The sequence below is a fragment of the Synechococcus sp. W70.1 genome, from assembly GCF_047461515.1.
Classification (GTDB): Bacteria; Cyanobacteriota; Cyanobacteriia; order Thermostichales; family Thermostichaceae; genus Thermostichus.
Genome location: NZ_JANSHH010000034.1, coordinates 65,121 through 80,388, shown reverse-complemented (window position 1 = coordinate 80,388; position 15,268 = coordinate 65,121). Strand labels below are relative to the sequence as shown.

Sequence of the window (15,268 nt, the reverse complement as noted above, 5' to 3'; positions counted from 1 at the left end):
TTTTCCTATGACTGAGGCTAGCTATCTCCGAGAGAAGCTTGAGAGTATATCTCCCACCGAGAGGGTAGAGCGAGTTGTTGTCCAACACTTTGCTGTTCCTCTCCTGAAGGCGCTTGGCTTTGACGAGTCGGAAATTAGATATGAATTTGAGACAGGTTGCGGCCAGGTCGATCTCGCAGCAAGAAAGAACGGAGATCCTGAAGATACTTTCCTTAGATCCCCGAAGAATCCCTACTTGCTTTTGGAGGCAAAATCTAGAGCAGTTAATCTCAGAGAAGGATCTTACTATAGAGATGCAGTTTGTCAGATAGAAAGTTACTTGCTTGCCAAGAACTGCAAATCTGCAAAATGGGGAATTATCACCAATGCAAATAACATCCAGCTTTGGAGGAAGCATGGAAAAGTCGTTCACCCTGCTACAGCAAACCTTGATATTAGCTCAGATAACATTGAGAGCATAGTGCGTAACTTGCGAGACAAGATAGAAAACTATGAGCGCGCTCTGACTGTATGCGTGTATAACAATAAAGGGGGCGTAGGCAAAACAACGACGGTCATTAACCTTGCGGCAGCACTAGCAACCAAGGGAAAAAAGGTCTTAGTTGTTGACTTTGATTCTCAGGGTGATCTGACAGGAAGTTTGGGAGTCACTCCTGGAAAAATTACACTGACGCAATGTTTAAAGGATCCCAAAATAGACGTCCATGCCATTGTCCAAACATATAGACTCGAGGGTAAACGGATTATATTTTCCATCTTCGAAATCTTTGACAGACTCAAAGGCAAGCAGAGTACCCTTCCCATCTTCGACATTATCCCAAGAGACCCTGAACTAGAGACGTTGACTGATAGCCGGGCAGTAGCATATATCCCAAAGGGAACTCGGCGCCTTCGCGATCTCATTGCCCCTCTTCGCAATGAGTATGATTACATCCTAATCGACTGCCCAACTCAATGGCTTTACTTCAGCCAAAGTGGTGTTTTTGCTGCCGATGTTATTTTGATACCTACTCGCCCCGACGATCTGTCTTCCCTGAATAATGCTGCTAGAGTAATCACCCAGTTTATTCCAGAAACTGCTAGGTCACGACAGGATGGTGGCCCTATTGCTTTGCCTGCCTTTTTCAACGGCGTCTCTTCGAGAAGTGAACACACTATTCAACTAGCTAACAAAGAGATATGGAAGCTTATCAACCAGGAGAAAAGTGTAGATCTACTTCATTTCTGGCCGCATTTTAAGAAAGGTAATGAAAACAAAAGCATTTTTAGGATGCCTGACTCTGCAGTGATATCCTCTGCAAAGTATGAACGAGTTCCTGCCGTCTTTAGGCACAGGAAAGTTTTAGAATACTACCAGAGTCTTGCCCGTGAGTACTTTATCGATGAGTGAGTTTTCAGATCTAGGTAGGTTGGTTAACTTACCCCTTGAGAGCATTACGCCCGCCGATGGGTTTTCTGCCCCCTCCTTTCTTGTTGCCGCAGCCGCAGATCAGCTAAGGGCAACAGGAGGACACAACTGGGTTCCTCTGCTGGTGGCCGAGGCTGGCAACTATCAGTACAAGGCCATTGGTAACCATTTTGTCTATGCAGTTGCTCGAGAGGCAGGGCTGGAGAGGCTCTGGTGCATTGTTGTTGATCCTGATCCAGAGCAGGTTAAGCAGGCCCAAATCCTCACCAGAGAAATTGTCCCAAAGGTGAATCTGACAGAGGCCCCGAGAGAAACTATCTTGGCCGCGTTGAGATACCTGGCCGAGCAGCCCGGCACCCCCCTTAAGGGAGTTGATATAACCATTGCAGCCGCGCGAATTGCGGAGGCAGATAGGAGCTGGTGGCAGGACTTAACCCCCATAACCAAGCTGGGGTGCAAAATTACACGAGGCAAAAAGTTGGAGGCCCTGAAAGAAGTATTTTTTCTAGCTCCTACAGCGCCACCTCCTAGCCAGAAGAAGTCGTCTAAAAAATCCACGGCATCTACCAGTGCCAAGAGAACAAGCGCAACTCGCTCTCGGAAAAAGAAAGAGGGCTAGAAGGGCGGCAGAGCAAGACCAGCTTTACTCTTCTCTTAGTACCGCTGTTCTCCTACCCAAAGGCCCACCAGCGCTGCTTGGCCCCAGGGATCCACCTTCACCTCTGCTCGCAGTGTTTCTGGGTGGCGGCGGATCTCTAGTTCCAGAACATCTCCCAGCGCTTCCGAAATGAAAAACTCTTCGATCCCAAACCTAAGCTGCCCACCATCAAACCACCCTTGTAGGACAACCTCTTTAGGTTGCAGCTCCCTGGGTCGGTCGCGGCTGATGCCGATGGCCTGCCAGGGTTGAGCGGGATCCCCATTGGGAGGGGCCAAGCGCAGGTAGAGGATCCCTGGCCTACTCAGCTCAGGTGACCAGCCAGGTAGCTTCTCCAAAGTGGAAAACTGGGCAACGGTGTAGCTCAAAGCTACGTAGCGGCCCCGCAAGAGGTCATAGGGATCCACAGGAGCAATCTGCAAGTAGATGGGGGTGCCGGTGGCGAGGGTAAGCGCTTTCCGGGCTGGTACCAGTGCAACCAGGCCCACCTGTAGCAGCAGGGCTAGCCAAAATCGCCGTAGGGATCCCTGGGGAGAAGGAGTTGACACAGATAGCCGGGGAGAGCAATTTTTAGGGAGCAATTTCAATGCAGAGATGCTATTCTAGGCTAAGCACCTCCCTGGCTCAGTAGCTCAGCGGTAGAGCAGGGGACTCATAAGCCCTGGGTCGCGTGTTCAAATCACGCCTGAGCCATCCCAAGAAGAGGTTAGCGTAGTGCTGGTGAATCCCAGATACACTAGTCAAGCCTGCTCCAAGGATCTGCCTATCCAGCAGCGCAGGAAGAGGTTAGGGTGTGGGCATTGTGGCTGGGAAGAAATGAGACTGCGCTTTTGGGGGCTGCTGTAAACCAGCCCGCTAGAGGCTCGCGGGTGGCTTGCCAACTGTAGGGCTATGTTCGCGCCAGCGGGACGGAGTCCTTACAGCCCCCAGCTTTTACCCCTGCTCTGAGAAAAAGCAATGCCTTAGCTAGAAAAACTCTCTCAAACGATCGATAATAGGCCAGCGCACTGCTTTCTCTTCTTAAAACTGTGGCCTTGACTTGCTCACCGCCATCGCGCTTTGCTCAAGCCATTCAGCGGGGAGAATTTCTGCTCACCGCCGAGATCACCCCACCCAAGGGATCCGACACCACTGCCATGCTGGCTTTGGCCCAGCAGCTCAAACAGCGGGTGCACGCCATCAACATAACTGACTCCAACCGGGCTGTTGCCCGCATGAGCCCCTTGGCCGCCTCCCTGCTGCTGCATCAAGCGGGCATTGAGCCCATCCTGCAACTGGCCTGCCGGGATCGCAACCGCTTGGCTCTCCAGGGGGATCTGCTAGGAGCTTCGGCTCTTGGACTGCGCAATGTTCTTGCCCTGACGGGGGATCCCATCCACGTCGGGGATTGCCCCGATGCTCGAGCCGTCTTTGACCTGGAGTCGGTGCGCCTGCTGCAGCTTATCCAGCGCCTCAACAGCGGCCTTGACTGCAACGGCAAACCCCTTCCTGACGGCGGCACCTGCCTGTTTCCGGGGGCAGCGGTGGAGCCACAATCCCCTAGCTTTTCGGGCCTGGAGCGGCGCTTCTACCGCAAGCTGGAGCACGGGGCCCAGTTTTTCCAGAGCCAGATGGTGACCGACTTCGACCAACTGGAGCGCTTCATGGACAAGCTGGGGCGCCCTGCCGGCAAGCCCATCCTGGCCGGTATCTTTCTGCTCAAGTCTGCCAAAAACGCCCTGTTCATCAACCGCAACTTGCCGGGGGTGCAGATTCCGGAGGCCATCATCCAGCGGCTGGCCAAGGCTCCCGACCCCCTGGAAGAAGGGATTCGCATTGCCGCCGAACAAGTGCGCCAGGCCCGCCAGATCTGCAACGGCGTGCACCTGATGGCCGTCAAGACCGAACATCTCATCCCCCGCATCCTTGACGAGGCCGGGATCCCACCTCTTAGCAACTAGCTCAACACCTGCTCCAGCCCGTAGACCAATCCCTTGAGCTGCAACACCTTACGGATGCCCAGGATCACCCCCGGCATAAAGGCCACGCGGTCGGTGATGTCGTGTCTTAGGGTGAGCGTCTGCCCCATGCCGCCGAAGATTACTTCCTGGTGGGCGACCAACCCCGGCAGGCGAACGCTGTGGATGGGGATGTTGGGGCCAGGGATCCCACCCCGCGAGCCGGGGATCAGCTCCCTTTCTTCCACCTCGGGGGGGTTGAACGCCTTGCCCAGTTGTCCCAGCCGCTGGGCCGTCTGCAGAGCTGTGCCACTGGGGGCATCGGCCTTGCGGTTGTGGTGCAGCTCGACGATCTCCACGTGATCGAAATATTGAGCCGCCTGCAGCGCCATCTGCTGCAGCAGGATCATGCCGATGGCAAAGTTAGGCGCAATGAGGCAGCCCACGCCAGCCTTGTCCGCTAGATCCCGCAGCCGCTCCAGTTGCTCCGGCGTTAGGCCGGTTGTCCCCACCACTGGCCGCACCCCAAAGGCAATTGCCGAGCGGACGTTTTCGTACACAGAGCTAGGATGGGTGAAGTCCACCATGACGCCTCGGGTACTCCGCTGCGACAGCCGCAGCAGCTGCCCTGCCAGGTCGTCGCTAATGGCCACTCCCAACGCTCCTAGCCCTAGCACCTCGCCAATATCTGCGCCTAGGTGCGAACGAGCCACTGCTCCCACCAACCTCATGTCGGGGGTTTGGGCCACTGCTCGCACCACCTCCCTCCCCATCCTGCCCAGGGCTCCTACCACTAAGACGGGGATGGGCTCAGAATTTTGTCCTTCTTGCTCGACTGCCGTCGCCACCGCCTGCCCCCTTGCCTTGGAGCGCTAGAGATCCCTGCCCAGGCCATCACAACTTCACCTCAATGTCTACCCCTGCCGGCAGATCTAGCTTCATCAAAGCATCGATAGTCTTGGAGGAGGGGGAATAGATATCGATAATGCGCCGGTGGGTGCGGATTTCAAAATGTTCCCGCGAGTCCTTGTCTATATGAGGGGAACGCAGCACACAGTAAAGGCGCCGCCGCGTCGGCAGCGGAATTGGCCCCACTGGCACTGCCTCTGTTCGGCGGGCTGTATCCACAATTTTGGCGCAGGAAGTATCCAGCAGCCGATGGTCGTAGGCCTGCAAGCGGATGCGAATTTTTTGTTGGGTTAAAGTAGCCATACTTGAAGAGAGAGTAGGGTGTACTTAAAAGGCAACAGGGATCGAGTCCTCTGGAGTAACCAGCGCCCAATCCCTGCTGCGAGCCAGTAGCTTACTTCAGGATCTTGGAGACTACCCCAGCTCCAACTGTCCGACCGCCTTCGCGGATGGCAAAGCGCATCCCCTGCTCAATGGCAATGGGTCGGATGAGCTCCACCGTCATCCTAACGCGGTCGCCCGGCATCACCATCTCCGGCTTCGAGCCATCGTCAGCCGTAAAGGAGGAAATGGTGCCCGTGACGTCGGTGGTACGCACGTAGAACTGGGGACGATAGCCCGCAAAGAAGGGTGTGTGGCGGCCCCCCTCTTCTTTGGTGAGGACATAAACCTCCGACTCGAACTGGGTGTGGGGGGTGATGGTTTTGGGCTGGGCTAGGACCATGCCCCGCTCCACTTCGTTTTTCTGAATACCCCGCAGCAAAACGCCGACGTTGTCGCCTGCAATCCCCTCGTCCAGCGTCTTCTGGAACATCTCCAGACCCGTCACCGTGGTGGAGCGGGTCTCGCGCAGCCCCACGATCTCTACCGTATCCCCCACCTTGATGCGGCCGCGCTCAATTCGGCCGGTTGCCACCGTGCCACGACCTGTAATCGAGAAGACATCTTCTATTGCCATCAGGAAGGGCTTGTCTACTTCCCGCACTGGCGTCGGGATGTAGGAGTCGACCGCATCCATCAACTCATGGATCTTGTCCACCCACGGATCCTCACCCCGCTGGGTTTTGGGGTTGGCTTGCATTTTCTCCAAAGCCTTAAGAGCCGATCCCCTGACAATCGGGATTTCGTCGCCGGGGAAATCGTACTTGGACAGGAGCTCCCGCACCTCCAGCTCTACCAGCTCCAGCAGCTCCTCGTCGTCCACCATATCTACCTTGTTGAGGAAGACGACGATGTTGGGCACTCCTACCTGGCGGGCCAGCAGGATGTGCTCCCGCGTCTGCGGCATGGGTCCATCTGCCGCCGACACCACCAGGATGGCCCCGTCCATCTGGGCTGCCCCTGTGATCATGTTTTTTACGTAGTCAGCGTGGCCAGGGCAGTCCACGTGGGCGTAGTGACGCTTCTCTGTCTGGTACTCCACGTGGGCCGTGTTGATGGTGATACCGCGGGCTCTCTCCTCGGGCGCCGCGTCAATCTCGTCGTAGCGCTTGGGCGTCGCTTGGCCGAGGGCAGCCAAGGTCATGGTAATGGCGGCGGTCAACGTCGTCTTACCATGGTCCACGTGGCCAATGGTGCCAACATTAACGTGGGGTTTGGTGCGTTCGAACTTAGGGCGTGCCATGAATCCTCACTTCCTTTTTCAGTTAGCTACGTTTCCTTTGCTTTTGGCAATGATGGCTTCCGCGATATTGCGAGGAACTTCCTCGTAGTGGCTAAACTCCATCGTAAAGATACCCCGCCCTTGCGTCTTGGAGCGGATGTCGGTGGCATAGCCAAACATCTCTGCCAAGGGAACCTTGGCGGTGACCTTGGAAGTGCCACCTTCGGTAGTCATCCCCTCCAGCTGGCCGCGGCGGGCGTTGATATCCCCAATGACATCCCCGACAAAGGCTTCGGGCACTTCCACCTCCACCTTCATCACGGGCTCCAAGAGTACGGGGTTGGCTCTGCGAGCGGCTTCCTTGAGAGCCAGTGAACCGGCAATCTTAAAGGCCATCTCGCTAGAGTCCACCTCGTGGAAGGAGCCGTCCACCAGGGTGACGCGGATATCAATCAGCGGATAGCCAGCCAGTACGCCAGACTCGCAGGCTTCGCGGATCCCTTGCTCAGCCGGTGGAATGTATTCCTTAGGAATGGCCCCACCCACAATTTTTGAGATAAACTCGAAGCCTGTACCTGGCTCTGCCGGCTCCAAATCAATCACCACGTGGCCATACTGGCCGCGGCCACCAGTTTGGCGGATAAACTTCCCTTCCACACGGCTGACGGCCTTGCGGATGGTTTCGCGGTAGGCCACCTGCGGGTTGCCGACGTTGGCCTCCACGTTGAACTCCCGCAGCATTCGGTCTACCAGAATCTCCAGGTGGAGCTCGCCCATGCCGGAGATAATGGTTTGGTTGGTTTCTGGATCCACCGAGACGCGGAAGGTGGGATCTTCCTTGGCCAGGGCCTGCAGCGCCCTCGAGAGCTTGTCAACATCCGCCTTGGTTTTGGGCTCAATGGCCACGGAGATGACCGGCTCGGGGATGTAGAGGGATTCTAGGATCACCGGAGCATTTTCGTCGCAGAGGGTGTCGCCGGTGGTGGTGTCCTTCAGGCCCAGCACCGCTCCCAGATCCCCTGCCCGCAGCTCATCTACATCCAGACGCTCATCTGCCTTGAGCACCACCAGTCGCGAGATGCGCTCTTTCTTGTTTTTGGTAGAGTTGAGCACGTAAGTGCCCTTGGTCAGAACGCCGGAGTAGACGCGAATAAAGGTGAGATCTCCATACTTGTCGCTCATCAGCTTAAAGGCAAGGGCGGAGAAAGGCTCCTCGTCACTGGCCTTGCGTGACACCTCTGTGCCATCCGGCAGTATGCCCTTGATGGCTGGAATGTCGATGGGAGAGGGGAGGTAATCCACCACTGCATCCAGAAGCATCTGGATGCCCTTGTTCTTAAAGGCAGAGCCGCAGAGCATCGGCACAATTTGACCGCTGATGGTGCCCTTGCGCAGACCTAGTATTAAATCTGCTTCGCTCAAGTCCTCCTCGGCAAAATACTTTTCCATCAGGGTTTCATCGACTTCAGCTACCGCTTCCACCAGCTTGGCCCGGTACTCTGCTGCCAGATCCTTCATTCCCTCTGGGATCGGCTCGGAGCGAATGTCCTTGCCAAGCTCATCCATGTAGATGTAGGCCCGCCTGCGCACCAGATCAACGATGCCGCGGAATTCTTCCTCTGCCCCAACAGGCAATTGAATGGGAACGGCATTGGCTTTAAGGCGCTCCCGGATCTGGTTGCAAACCTTGAGGAAATTGGCCCCCATGCGATCCATTTTGTTAACAAAAGCAATGCGGGGCACGTTGTAGCGATTGGCTTGGCGCCAGACCGTCTCTGACTGCGGCTGCACGCCTGCTACGGAGTCAAAGACAGCAATCACGCCGTCCAGCACCCGCATGGAGCGCTCCACCTCAATGGTGAAGTCCACGTGGCCGGGTGTATCGATGATGTTGATGGTGTACACTGGCGCACCGGCAAGAGGCTGGGAGGGGTTTTCCGGATCCCGCTTTGTCCAGCGGGTGGTGATGGCTGCAGCCGTGATGGTGATACCCCGTTCCCGTTCCTGTTCCATCCAGTCGGTTACCGTGGTTCCCTCGTGAACCTCGCCCATCTTATGCACCAGGCCCGAATAAAAAAGAATCCGCTCCGTCGTCGTGGTCTTGCCGGCATCGATGTGAGCTGCGATGCCGATATTGCGGACTCGCTCTAGGGGAACTGTGCGCGCCACGTTAACCTCCCAATCCTCGTCGCCCTGCGACCTAGGCAAACTAAAAAACCTTTACAATTTTAATCTCTTTTGCCGACTTTTCTCCAGATCCTACGCCTCTCCTAAGCCATGGAGAGGGATAGCAGCCACTGCCTCCTTACTTGGCCAGACAAGCTCAGTAGCGGTAGTGAGCAAATGCTTTGTTGGCCTCAGCCATACGATGGACTTCCTCTCGCCGACGGATGGCACCGCCGGTTTCGTTAGCTGCATCGATGATCTCGTTGGCCAACTTGGCTGACATAGTACGGCCCGAGCGAGTGCGGGCAAAGGTGACTAGCCAACGCAGCGCCAGCGAGGTACCTCGCTCTGGCCTCACCTCCACGGGTACTTGATAGGTGGCCCCACCCACGCGCCGCGCTTTGACCTCCACCAGAGGGGTGACGTTGCGCACGGCATTTTCCAGAACGGCCAGCGGCTCCTGGCCAGTGCGCTCCCTTACAAGGTCAAGAGCCTCGTAGAGAATCCTGGCAGCTAGAGACGCCTTGCCCCTCATCATTATCTTGCGCATGAGCATGGTCACCAAACGGCTCCCGTATTTGGGATCGGGGGGCACTTCACGACGAGGGGCACGGCTACGGCGAGACATAGTGGGACTGTCTAGAGATAGGAAACTGGTCTCGGAAGAAGACTATTTCTTCTTGCCTGTAGCGGCTGGCGCTTGACCAGGCTTGGGTCGTTTTGCGCCATACTTGGAGCGGCCTTGCTTGCGGTCTTTGACTCCTGCAGCGTCAAGGGTGCCGCGAATGATGTGGTAGCGCACGCCAGGTAAGTCTTTTACCCGTCCGCCGCGCACTAGAACCACTGAGTGCTCTTGCAGATTATGGCCAATACCGGGAATGTAAGCTGTAATTTCAAAGCCAGAGGTCAGGCGAACCCGTGCCACCTTCCGCAGGGCTGAGTTGGGCTTTTTGGGCGTTGTTGTGTACACTCGCGTGCAAACCCCCCGCCGCTGCGGACATCCTTTCAGAGCGGGTGACTTGCTCTTGCGGACAGCAATGCTTCGCTCTTTGCGAATTAGCTGTTGAATGGTGGGCATGGGTTGGCCAGGACGGCTAGTCTTTATTTGGCAGTACCTAATCCTAGCAAGCAGGGATCCCGCCGTCAACCGTCGGGTCTCCAGCTCCTCTTCTAGACTGAAACCGACAGGAGCACCTTGCAGCAGCCATGGGCTGGCTGGATTGGTGGATTGCACTTCCTTGCCCGCTCTGCCAGCGGCCAGCTAGGGGAGTGTTTTGTCAAGACTGCCAGAGGCAATTGCAGGCGGAGCGGCTCGACTCCTGGCCGGTCACCACCTCGCCCTGGCCGCTTTATGCTTGGGGGATCCACCGGGGAGCGCTGCGGAGAGCCCTCTATTCCCTGAAATACCAGGGACAGCGGCGGATTGGCGCGGTCTTGGGGGAATGGCTGGGATCCCGCTGGCTGGAGAGCCGGCAGCGGCGTTCTGACCTGCTTCGTCAGGACTATACAGTGGTGCCCATTCCGCTTCATGCGGAGCGGCTGCAACAGCGGGGCTACAATCAGGCAGCCTTGATCAGCCAGGCTTTCTGCGAGCGCACGGGTCTTCGCCACCTGCCCACTGCCCTGGTGCGGGTGCGGGCCACGGCGCCCCAACACGAGCTTAACCCCCAGCAGCGTCGGCAAAATCTAGCTGGAGCCTTTGCCCTCAAGTGCCCTCCGGCTACGCCGGTGTTGCTGCTGGATGACATCCACACCACCGGCTCTACGGTAGAGGCAGCGCACCAAGCTTTGGCTGCTGCCGGGATCCCTGTGGCGGGGGTGATTGTGGTGGCCAAGGCACAGCAAGCTGCCGATTGCTCCAACCTGCCCTGGCAGCTCCGACGAAGGGGCCAAGCTTGACTACTGCGCCTGGTGCGAGTCTGCCTGGTGGGGATCCACGTTCTGTTGCAGGGCTGCCTGGTAAGGATCCACATTGAGGAACACAGTGGCCTCCCCCTCAACGCGGATGATGCGCAAGGGGGGAAGGGAGTCTGTTGGGTTTTGGATGCGCTCTTGCAGCTTCTCGTAAAACAGCAGATCCGCTAGTTGGGCGTTTTTCGCTGCCGCCTTCCCTTTCAGCTCAATGGCCCGTTGGTTCGCTGCCGCCAGGATTAATAGCCGCTCCGTTTCTTTTTCTTGGATCTGCGCCCGCACCGCTGCCGTCTGCGCAGTAATCGAGGCCACCTGTTTGCGCTCAATGGAATCCCGCAGGGCCTGGGGGAAATCGGCATGCCCCAGGAAGAGGCCTTCTACCTCTATCAAGGGCAAGGTTTGGCCGTTGCGGTTGACGGTGGGCATCTCTTGGCGGATCAAGTCCAGGGCCTGCTGCTCGATGGCCATGCGCTGGCTTTTGCGGTAAAAATCCTCAGACTCGAAAGAGGCGGAGATATCGCGGATTTTGGAGCGCACCAACGGCACCACCACTGTTGAAAGATAGTTCTCGCCGATGGTGGCGTGCAGCTCGTCCAGGGTGGCGATGTTGGGCCGGAGGGCAATAGCCACGTCGACGGTAAAGGCTTGCCCATCGGCAGTGTTAACTGCAATAGCGTTGCTGATGGCATTGGGGGAGTTGGGGTCGTTGGTAAACTCCCAAACGCGGGTGAGCACGGTGTAGGTAATCGGCGTCTCGATCCCCGGGATCCGGAACATCACCCCCGGCAGCTCCACCCGCCCCTTTTGCAACCCGGAAAAGGTATTGAACACCACGGTGGCGTGGCCAGGCGGGGTGACGTACAGGCAGGCGCGAACCAATCCCAGGGCTGCTAGGAAAGCAATTGCTGCTCCGGCTAACCAACGCCTCTGGCGCGGCGGCACTTCCTCTGTCGGATACACGGCAGTTGCTCCTGTTCCAAGATTGGGGCTGACGGCACGGCTACTTGGTAACCAGCGTCTCTAGGCGGGATCCCAGCACTGCGGCCTTCACTACCTCCAGGTACTGGGGATTTCGGGTGAGGGCCTCGGCTTTGGCTTGCAGTTGACCGGCTTCTGCCTCGGCTTGAGAAATGATGGCGCGGGCCTCCTGGCGCGCCTGCTCGATCTCATATTGTTTTTTCACCAGTTCGTTTTCGGCGATGGTCTTTGCTTCGATAGCCGCTACAAAATCGGGGTCGAAGTCTATGTCTCGCAGCAGAAAGTCCAAAACCTCGATGCCATATTCCTTGAGCAAAAAGGCCACCCGTTCCCGGATTTGCCCCTGGAGCACTGGGCGCTCGGTGGAATACAAAGCCTGGGCGGAAAAGCCGCTGGTCTCGTTGAGGATGACCGAGCGGACAATGGGAGCGATGCGATCGAGGTAGTTCTCCCCCAGTTGGGTATAAACCTTGGGAGCGTCCACAATGCGAAATTGCAGTGTTGCCTCAGCGGCAATCAGCTGTCCATCCTGAGAAAGGGCCAGCAGCCGCGGCGCGTAGGCGTCGGGATCCTCGTCCCTCCAGGTCAGAGCTTGGGTTTTCACATCGAAGGTAACCGTGCGCGAGACAAAGGGCGGTACCCAGTGCAGGCCTGGCTGTAGGGGCGTTGGGCTCACTCCCCCTCCCCAGGTAAACAGCACCATGTTCTCGCCGTTGCCCACCAAGCGCAGCGGCCTCCCCGCTGCCACCAGGATCAACACCGCTCCCGCCAGAGTAAGCTGGGGCAGCCAGCGGCTTACCTGCCTTGGCCACCTTTCCATCGGCAGCTGCCTCCCTCCTGCCCTTGCCAGTATTGTTGCCACCGCCTTCAGAGGGAGGCAGGAGCTTTCGCCATCTTTTAAGCTTTCTGCCCGGCTTTCCTAGCCTCGGGCAAGTTGCAGAAGGACGAGAAAGCGGGAGCGCCAACGTCCCTGAATCTCGAAAAGTTCGCAAAAGTTCACTTCACAGTTTGCAAAGACTCAGGATAAGCCGGCGAGAAGAGAAGAAGATTAAAACATGATAAAGATTTGGGTTGCCGTTCATGCTGCCTCCTCTCGATTACGAGCGGCGAGAGATCCAGGTGCCACCCTCCTGTATCGCGCTGGCAGCCCAGGCTCTAATCCGGCAGGGGGTATCCGTCTACTGGCGGGAAGACAGCCTGTCTGCTCTCATTCAGCTGGGAGCCAGAGGAGCTAGCGATCGAGCTGCCATTTTGTTGGTGGAAATGAGCCTTGCCAGCCAACCGGAGGAGCTGAAGAGCTGGCTGGAGATGTGCTGGCGACTACCCAGCCATCGCCGCGAGCTGTTGCAGGTGCGAGGATAGGGGATCGCTTCTTCTGCAGGCGCGCCAGTCTTGCAAAGTAGGCTGGGGGGATTTGGTCCTGAAAGACAGGGGCCAGGCGCTGCAAAATAGTCTGTAGTCTAGCACCCTCAGCCTATGGATCTCTTGCGGCAGTACGTCCTTCCCGCCCTGATCCTACTGGTATTCCTGTTTACTCTGGTGGTGGTGAGCATCCGCTCGTTTCTACCCCAAGATATGGCCCAGCCTGCACCGATAGAGGAAGCCCCTCCTGTAGCTCTTTCTGGTTGCTGGATGCCTGCCTATGTCTGAAACTGGGATCCCTTTGCCTGCCGGCTACCGTTGGCGCATTGGCTCTGCCTGGGATCGACCCTGGGTGCGGCGGGGACTGCAGGCCACTTTGCAGGAATCTTTCCCCGAGCAGAAGCACTGGGATCACCTGGAGAAGACGCTAGATCGCCTCTTTGACCCCCCGCGTACCCCCTGCTGGTGGATCTTGAAGGAAGAGACAGGGGAGCCAGTGGGCGGTGTTTGGGCCGGCATCTCTACCGATCAAGCCACCTATCGGCGGGTAGCCTACGTCTTCTTGCTCTGGGTGGATCCTGCTCACCGCCGGCGAGGGCTGGGCAGGGCCTTGATGCAACAGGTGGAACGCTGGGGATCCCAGCAGCAGTTGGCAGCCATCACCCTGCAGGTTTATCGCCACAACCAGGCTGCCCTCAACTTTTACAAGCAGGCCCACTTTAGCGTGCAAGGCTACTGGCTGTATAAGCCCCTCGGCGGCGCCAGCACAGCTGATCCAGAAGGTTATGAAGTTTTGTAAGTAAGCCAGGCCTTGTTCTCAGTTCCCTTTTTGATGAAAGCGGTGGCAACAATTGGGGGGAACGCCCATGTCCAGACCTGTCAAGCTGAGCGAAGCGGAGATCCAAGCCAAGCTGGAAAGCCTGCCGGGCTGGTCCTTGCGGGAGGGAAAGCTGCACCGCCAATTTCAGTTTCGCTCTTTCGTCGAAGCCTTTGGCTGGATGAGCAGTGTGGCCTTGGTGGCTGAGAGCATGGGCCACCATCCCGAATGGACCAATGTGTACAACCGTGTGCGGGTGGATCTCACCACCCACGACGCCGGGGGCATTACGGAGCTGGACTTTGCCTTGGCACAACGCATGAACGAGCTAGCCGGCTCCTCGGCAGCCAATGGCTGAGCTGATCGCGTTAGCGGGCCGTAGGCCAATCGCGTTAGCGGGCCGTAGGCCTTGGCAAGCAAGCAGGGATCCCCCTTTTTGGGTCTGCTCCCAGACTGAGAGGGGGTGTGTTGGGAGCTATCTCAGTCTGATAAACTAAGGCCGAGGTTAAGAAATGATAACTTTATGAACGTGCTGGTTGTCGGGGCAACGGGAACCCTGGGCCGTCAGGTAGTGCGGCGGGCTATTGAGGAGGGCCATCAGGTCACCTGTCTGGTGCGAAACCCGGCTAAGGCTGCTTTCCTAAGCGAATGGGGGGCCCACCTCAAAGTGGGGAACCTGCTGCAGCCAAGCACGCTCCGAGAGGCCATGGAGGGTGTTGAGGCGGTGATTGACTGTGCCAGCGTGCGACCAACCGACACGCTCACCACCCGCCAGGTGGATTGGGATGGCAAGGTCGCTTTAATCAACGCCGCTCGGGCCGCCCAAGTGGGGCACTTTATCTTTTTCTCCATCATGGGCGCTCAGCACGAATACCCCAATGTGCCCCTGATGAACTTTAAGCACCACATTGAGAAGTATCTGGTCGGATCCCAGATGCCCTACACCATTTTTCGCCTGGCGGGCTTCATGCAGGGGCTGATTGGCCAGTACGCCATCCCCATTTTGGAAGAGCAAATCGTTTGGGTAACCAGCGAGAGCGTCCCCACGGCCTACCTCGACACCCTAGACGCGGCCCGGTTTGCGGTGCGGGCCCTCAGCCTCGAAGCAGCCAAGCGACAGATCTTTCCCTTGGTGGGGCCCAGGGCTTGGACTTCCCAAGAGGTCATTGCCCTGTGCGAGCAGCTTTCTGGCAAAAAGGCCAAGGTCAGGACCATACCCCTGGGCCTGTTGCGGGGAGCGCGCAAGGTAGCCCAGTTCTTTCAGTGGAGCTGGAACATTGCCGACCGGCTGGCGTTTGTGGAGGTGATTGCCGCCGGAGAGCCAATGCACGCTGACATGACACCTGTGTGCGAAGCCCTAGGCATTGAACTGGCTTCCCTGACCTCCCTTGAGGACTTCCTCGCAGACTACTTCCAGAGGATGTTGAAACGGATTCGCGAGCTGAAGGTTAAACAACCCAAGAAGGTCAAGACGCCTTTCTAGGGGAAACTGCAGCCGAGGCGGGAGTAGAGCGTAAAC

The 15,268-nt window shown here is 57.5% G+C and carries 19 protein-coding genes and 1 tRNA gene; 11 read left to right on the top strand and 9 right to left on the bottom strand.

Translation table 11 applies throughout. The annotated features are described in order from the left end of the window. The first annotated feature begins 7 nt into the window (after positions 1-7). Together NW808_RS10125 and NW808_RS10120 are read left to right on the top strand one after the other, a co-directional pair. Entirely contained in the window at positions 8-1,390 is a 1,383-nt protein-coding gene (locus NW808_RS10125) for an AAA family ATPase (RefSeq protein ID WP_414421100.1), read from the top strand. After that, positions 1,368-2,027, top strand: coding sequence for a Rho termination factor (locus tag NW808_RS10120; RefSeq protein WP_414421133.1), 660 nt, complete (start codon positions 1,368-1,370; stop codon positions 2,025-2,027). The genes NW808_RS10125 and NW808_RS10120 overlap by 23 nt, the downstream gene beginning before the upstream one ends. Before the next feature lie 35 nt (positions 2,028-2,062). Here NW808_RS10120 and NW808_RS10115 read toward each other — a convergent pair whose 3' ends face one another. Next, positions 2,063-2,614, bottom strand: a complete 552-nt coding sequence (locus NW808_RS10115; RefSeq protein WP_414421099.1) for a GDYXXLXY domain-containing protein — start codon at positions 2,612-2,614, stop codon at positions 2,063-2,065. 73 nt (positions 2,615-2,687) lie between these two features. Between NW808_RS10115 and NW808_RS10110 the strand changes: the two genes are divergently transcribed. The 3 genes from NW808_RS10110 to NW808_RS10100 all read left to right on the top strand — a co-directional run bounded on the left by NW808_RS10110 (position 2,688) and on the right by NW808_RS10100 (position 4,006). Further along, positions 2,688-2,759 (top strand) — tRNA-Met (locus tag NW808_RS10110). 21 nt (positions 2,760-2,780) lie between these two features. Next, complete coding sequence (locus NW808_RS10105; RefSeq protein WP_414421098.1) at positions 2,781-2,912, top strand: hypothetical protein; 132 nt, start codon at positions 2,781-2,783, stop codon at positions 2,910-2,912. A 182-nt stretch (positions 2,913-3,094) separates the two neighbouring features. Continuing rightward, positions 3,095-4,006, top strand: a complete 912-nt coding sequence (locus NW808_RS10100; protein ID WP_414410204.1) for a methylenetetrahydrofolate reductase — start codon at positions 3,095-3,097, stop codon at positions 4,004-4,006. Here NW808_RS10100 and dapB read toward each other — a convergent pair. From dapB to rpsL, 6 genes are all read right to left on the bottom strand, one after another. After that, positions 4,003-4,776, bottom strand: coding sequence for a 4-hydroxy-tetrahydrodipicolinate reductase (gene dapB, locus NW808_RS10095; protein ID WP_414421132.1), 774 nt, complete (start codon positions 4,774-4,776; stop codon positions 4,003-4,005). The two genes, NW808_RS10100 and dapB, sit on opposite strands and share 4 nt — an antisense overlap. Positions 4,777-4,897: 121 nt before the next feature. Then, positions 4,898-5,215: a 30S ribosomal protein S10 gene (gene rpsJ / locus NW808_RS10090; RefSeq protein WP_414396025.1), complete on the bottom strand. Its 318-nt coding sequence runs from the start codon at positions 5,213-5,215 to the stop codon at positions 4,898-4,900. Between the two features lie 91 nt (positions 5,216-5,306). After that, positions 5,307-6,536: an elongation factor Tu gene (tuf, locus tag NW808_RS10085; RefSeq protein ID WP_414410205.1), complete on the bottom strand. Its 1,230-nt coding sequence runs from the start codon at positions 6,534-6,536 to the stop codon at positions 5,307-5,309. Positions 6,537-6,554: 18 nt separating this feature from the next. Then, positions 6,555-8,684, bottom strand: a complete 2,130-nt coding sequence (gene fusA / locus NW808_RS10080) for an elongation factor G (protein ID WP_414421131.1) — start codon at positions 8,682-8,684, stop codon at positions 6,555-6,557. Between the two features lie 154 nt (positions 8,685-8,838). After that, positions 8,839-9,309, bottom strand: a complete 471-nt coding sequence (gene rpsG / locus NW808_RS10075) for a 30S ribosomal protein S7 (protein ID WP_414396021.1) — start codon at positions 9,307-9,309, stop codon at positions 8,839-8,841. Between the two features lie 42 nt (positions 9,310-9,351). After that, the gene (rpsL, locus tag NW808_RS10070; RefSeq protein WP_414396020.1) at positions 9,352-9,759 is read right to left on the bottom strand and encodes a 30S ribosomal protein S12; all 408 of its coding nucleotides are present in this window, start codon (positions 9,757-9,759) and stop codon (positions 9,352-9,354) included. Positions 9,760-9,887: 128 nt separating this feature from the next. Between rpsL and NW808_RS10065 the strand changes: the two genes are divergently transcribed. Continuing rightward, the gene (locus tag NW808_RS10065; protein ID WP_414421097.1) at positions 9,888-10,580 is read left to right on the top strand and encodes a ComF family protein; all 693 of its coding nucleotides are present in this window, start codon (positions 9,888-9,890) and stop codon (positions 10,578-10,580) included. Here the strand turns inward: NW808_RS10065 and NW808_RS10060 are convergent, their stop codons facing one another. Further along, complete coding sequence (locus NW808_RS10060) at positions 10,581-11,552, bottom strand: prohibitin family protein (RefSeq protein WP_414421096.1); 972 nt, start codon at positions 11,550-11,552, stop codon at positions 10,581-10,583. Positions 11,553-11,592: 40 nt separating this feature from the next. After that, a complete protein-coding gene (locus tag NW808_RS10055; protein WP_414421095.1) occupies positions 11,593-12,390 on the bottom strand; it encodes a prohibitin family protein in 798 nt (265 codons plus the stop codon). Positions 12,391-12,650: 260 nt separating this feature from the next. On the opposite strand from NW808_RS10055, the gene NW808_RS10050 reads away from it, so the two are divergent. The 5 genes from NW808_RS10050 (at position 12,651) to NW808_RS10030 (ending at position 15,232) form a co-directional block, all read left to right on the top strand. After that, positions 12,651-12,932, top strand: coding sequence for a hypothetical protein (locus NW808_RS10050; protein WP_414410211.1), 282 nt, complete (start codon positions 12,651-12,653; stop codon positions 12,930-12,932). A 114-nt stretch (positions 12,933-13,046) separates the two neighbouring features. Then, on the top strand, positions 13,047-13,220 hold the full coding sequence (locus NW808_RS10045) for a hypothetical protein (RefSeq protein ID WP_414396014.1): 174 nt from the start codon (positions 13,047-13,049) through the stop codon (positions 13,218-13,220). Next, a complete protein-coding gene (locus tag NW808_RS10040) occupies positions 13,213-13,731 on the top strand; it encodes a GNAT family N-acetyltransferase (RefSeq protein ID WP_414396013.1) in 519 nt (172 codons plus the stop codon). The genes NW808_RS10045 and NW808_RS10040 overlap by 8 nt, the downstream gene beginning before the upstream one ends. Positions 13,732-13,798: 67 nt before the next feature. Then, entirely contained in the window at positions 13,799-14,107 is a 309-nt protein-coding gene (locus NW808_RS10035; RefSeq protein WP_414396012.1) for a 4a-hydroxytetrahydrobiopterin dehydratase, read from the top strand. A 165-nt stretch (positions 14,108-14,272) separates the two neighbouring features. Next, on the top strand, positions 14,273-15,232 hold the full coding sequence (locus NW808_RS10030; protein ID WP_414410212.1) for an NAD(P)H-binding protein: 960 nt from the start codon (positions 14,273-14,275) through the stop codon (positions 15,230-15,232). Positions 15,233-15,268 lie beyond the last annotated feature (36 nt).

Bases quoted from the DNA above. Each gene is read 5' to 3' on its own strand.
- NW808_RS10045 (WP_414396014.1), top strand. From the start codon at position 13,047: ATGGATCTCTTGCGGCAGTACGTCCTTCCCGCCCTGATCCTACTGGTA.
- NW808_RS10125 (WP_414421100.1), top strand. From the start codon at position 8: ATGACTGAGGCTAGCTATCTCCGAGAGAAGCTTGAGAGTATATCTCCC.
- tuf (WP_414410205.1), bottom strand. From the start codon at position 6,536: ATGGCACGCCCTAAGTTCGAACGCACCAAACCCCACGTTAATGTTGGC.
- NW808_RS10055 (WP_414421095.1), bottom strand. From the start codon at position 12,390: ATGGAAAGGTGGCCAAGGCAGGTAAGCCGCTGGCTGCCCCAGCTTACT.
- NW808_RS10035 (WP_414396012.1), top strand. From the start codon at position 13,799: ATGTCCAGACCTGTCAAGCTGAGCGAAGCGGAGATCCAAGCCAAGCTG.
- NW808_RS10050 (WP_414410211.1), top strand. From the start codon at position 12,651: ATGCTGCCTCCTCTCGATTACGAGCGGCGAGAGATCCAGGTGCCACCC.
- NW808_RS10065 (WP_414421097.1), top strand. From the start codon at position 9,888: ATGGGCTGGCTGGATTGGTGGATTGCACTTCCTTGCCCGCTCTGCCAG.
- dapB (WP_414421132.1), bottom strand. From the start codon at position 4,776: ATGGGGAGGGAGGTGGTGCGAGCAGTGGCCCAAACCCCCGACATGAGG.
- NW808_RS10040 (WP_414396013.1), top strand. From the start codon at position 13,213: ATGTCTGAAACTGGGATCCCTTTGCCTGCCGGCTACCGTTGGCGCATT.
- rpsG (WP_414396021.1), bottom strand. From the start codon at position 9,309: ATGTCTCGCCGTAGCCGTGCCCCTCGTCGTGAAGTGCCCCCCGATCCC.
- rpsJ (WP_414396025.1), bottom strand. From the start codon at position 5,215: ATGGCTACTTTAACCCAACAAAAAATTCGCATCCGCTTGCAGGCCTAC.
- NW808_RS10030 (WP_414410212.1), top strand. From the start codon at position 14,273: ATGAACGTGCTGGTTGTCGGGGCAACGGGAACCCTGGGCCGTCAGGTA.
- rpsL (WP_414396020.1), bottom strand. From the start codon at position 9,759: ATGCCCACCATTCAACAGCTAATTCGCAAAGAGCGAAGCATTGCTGTC.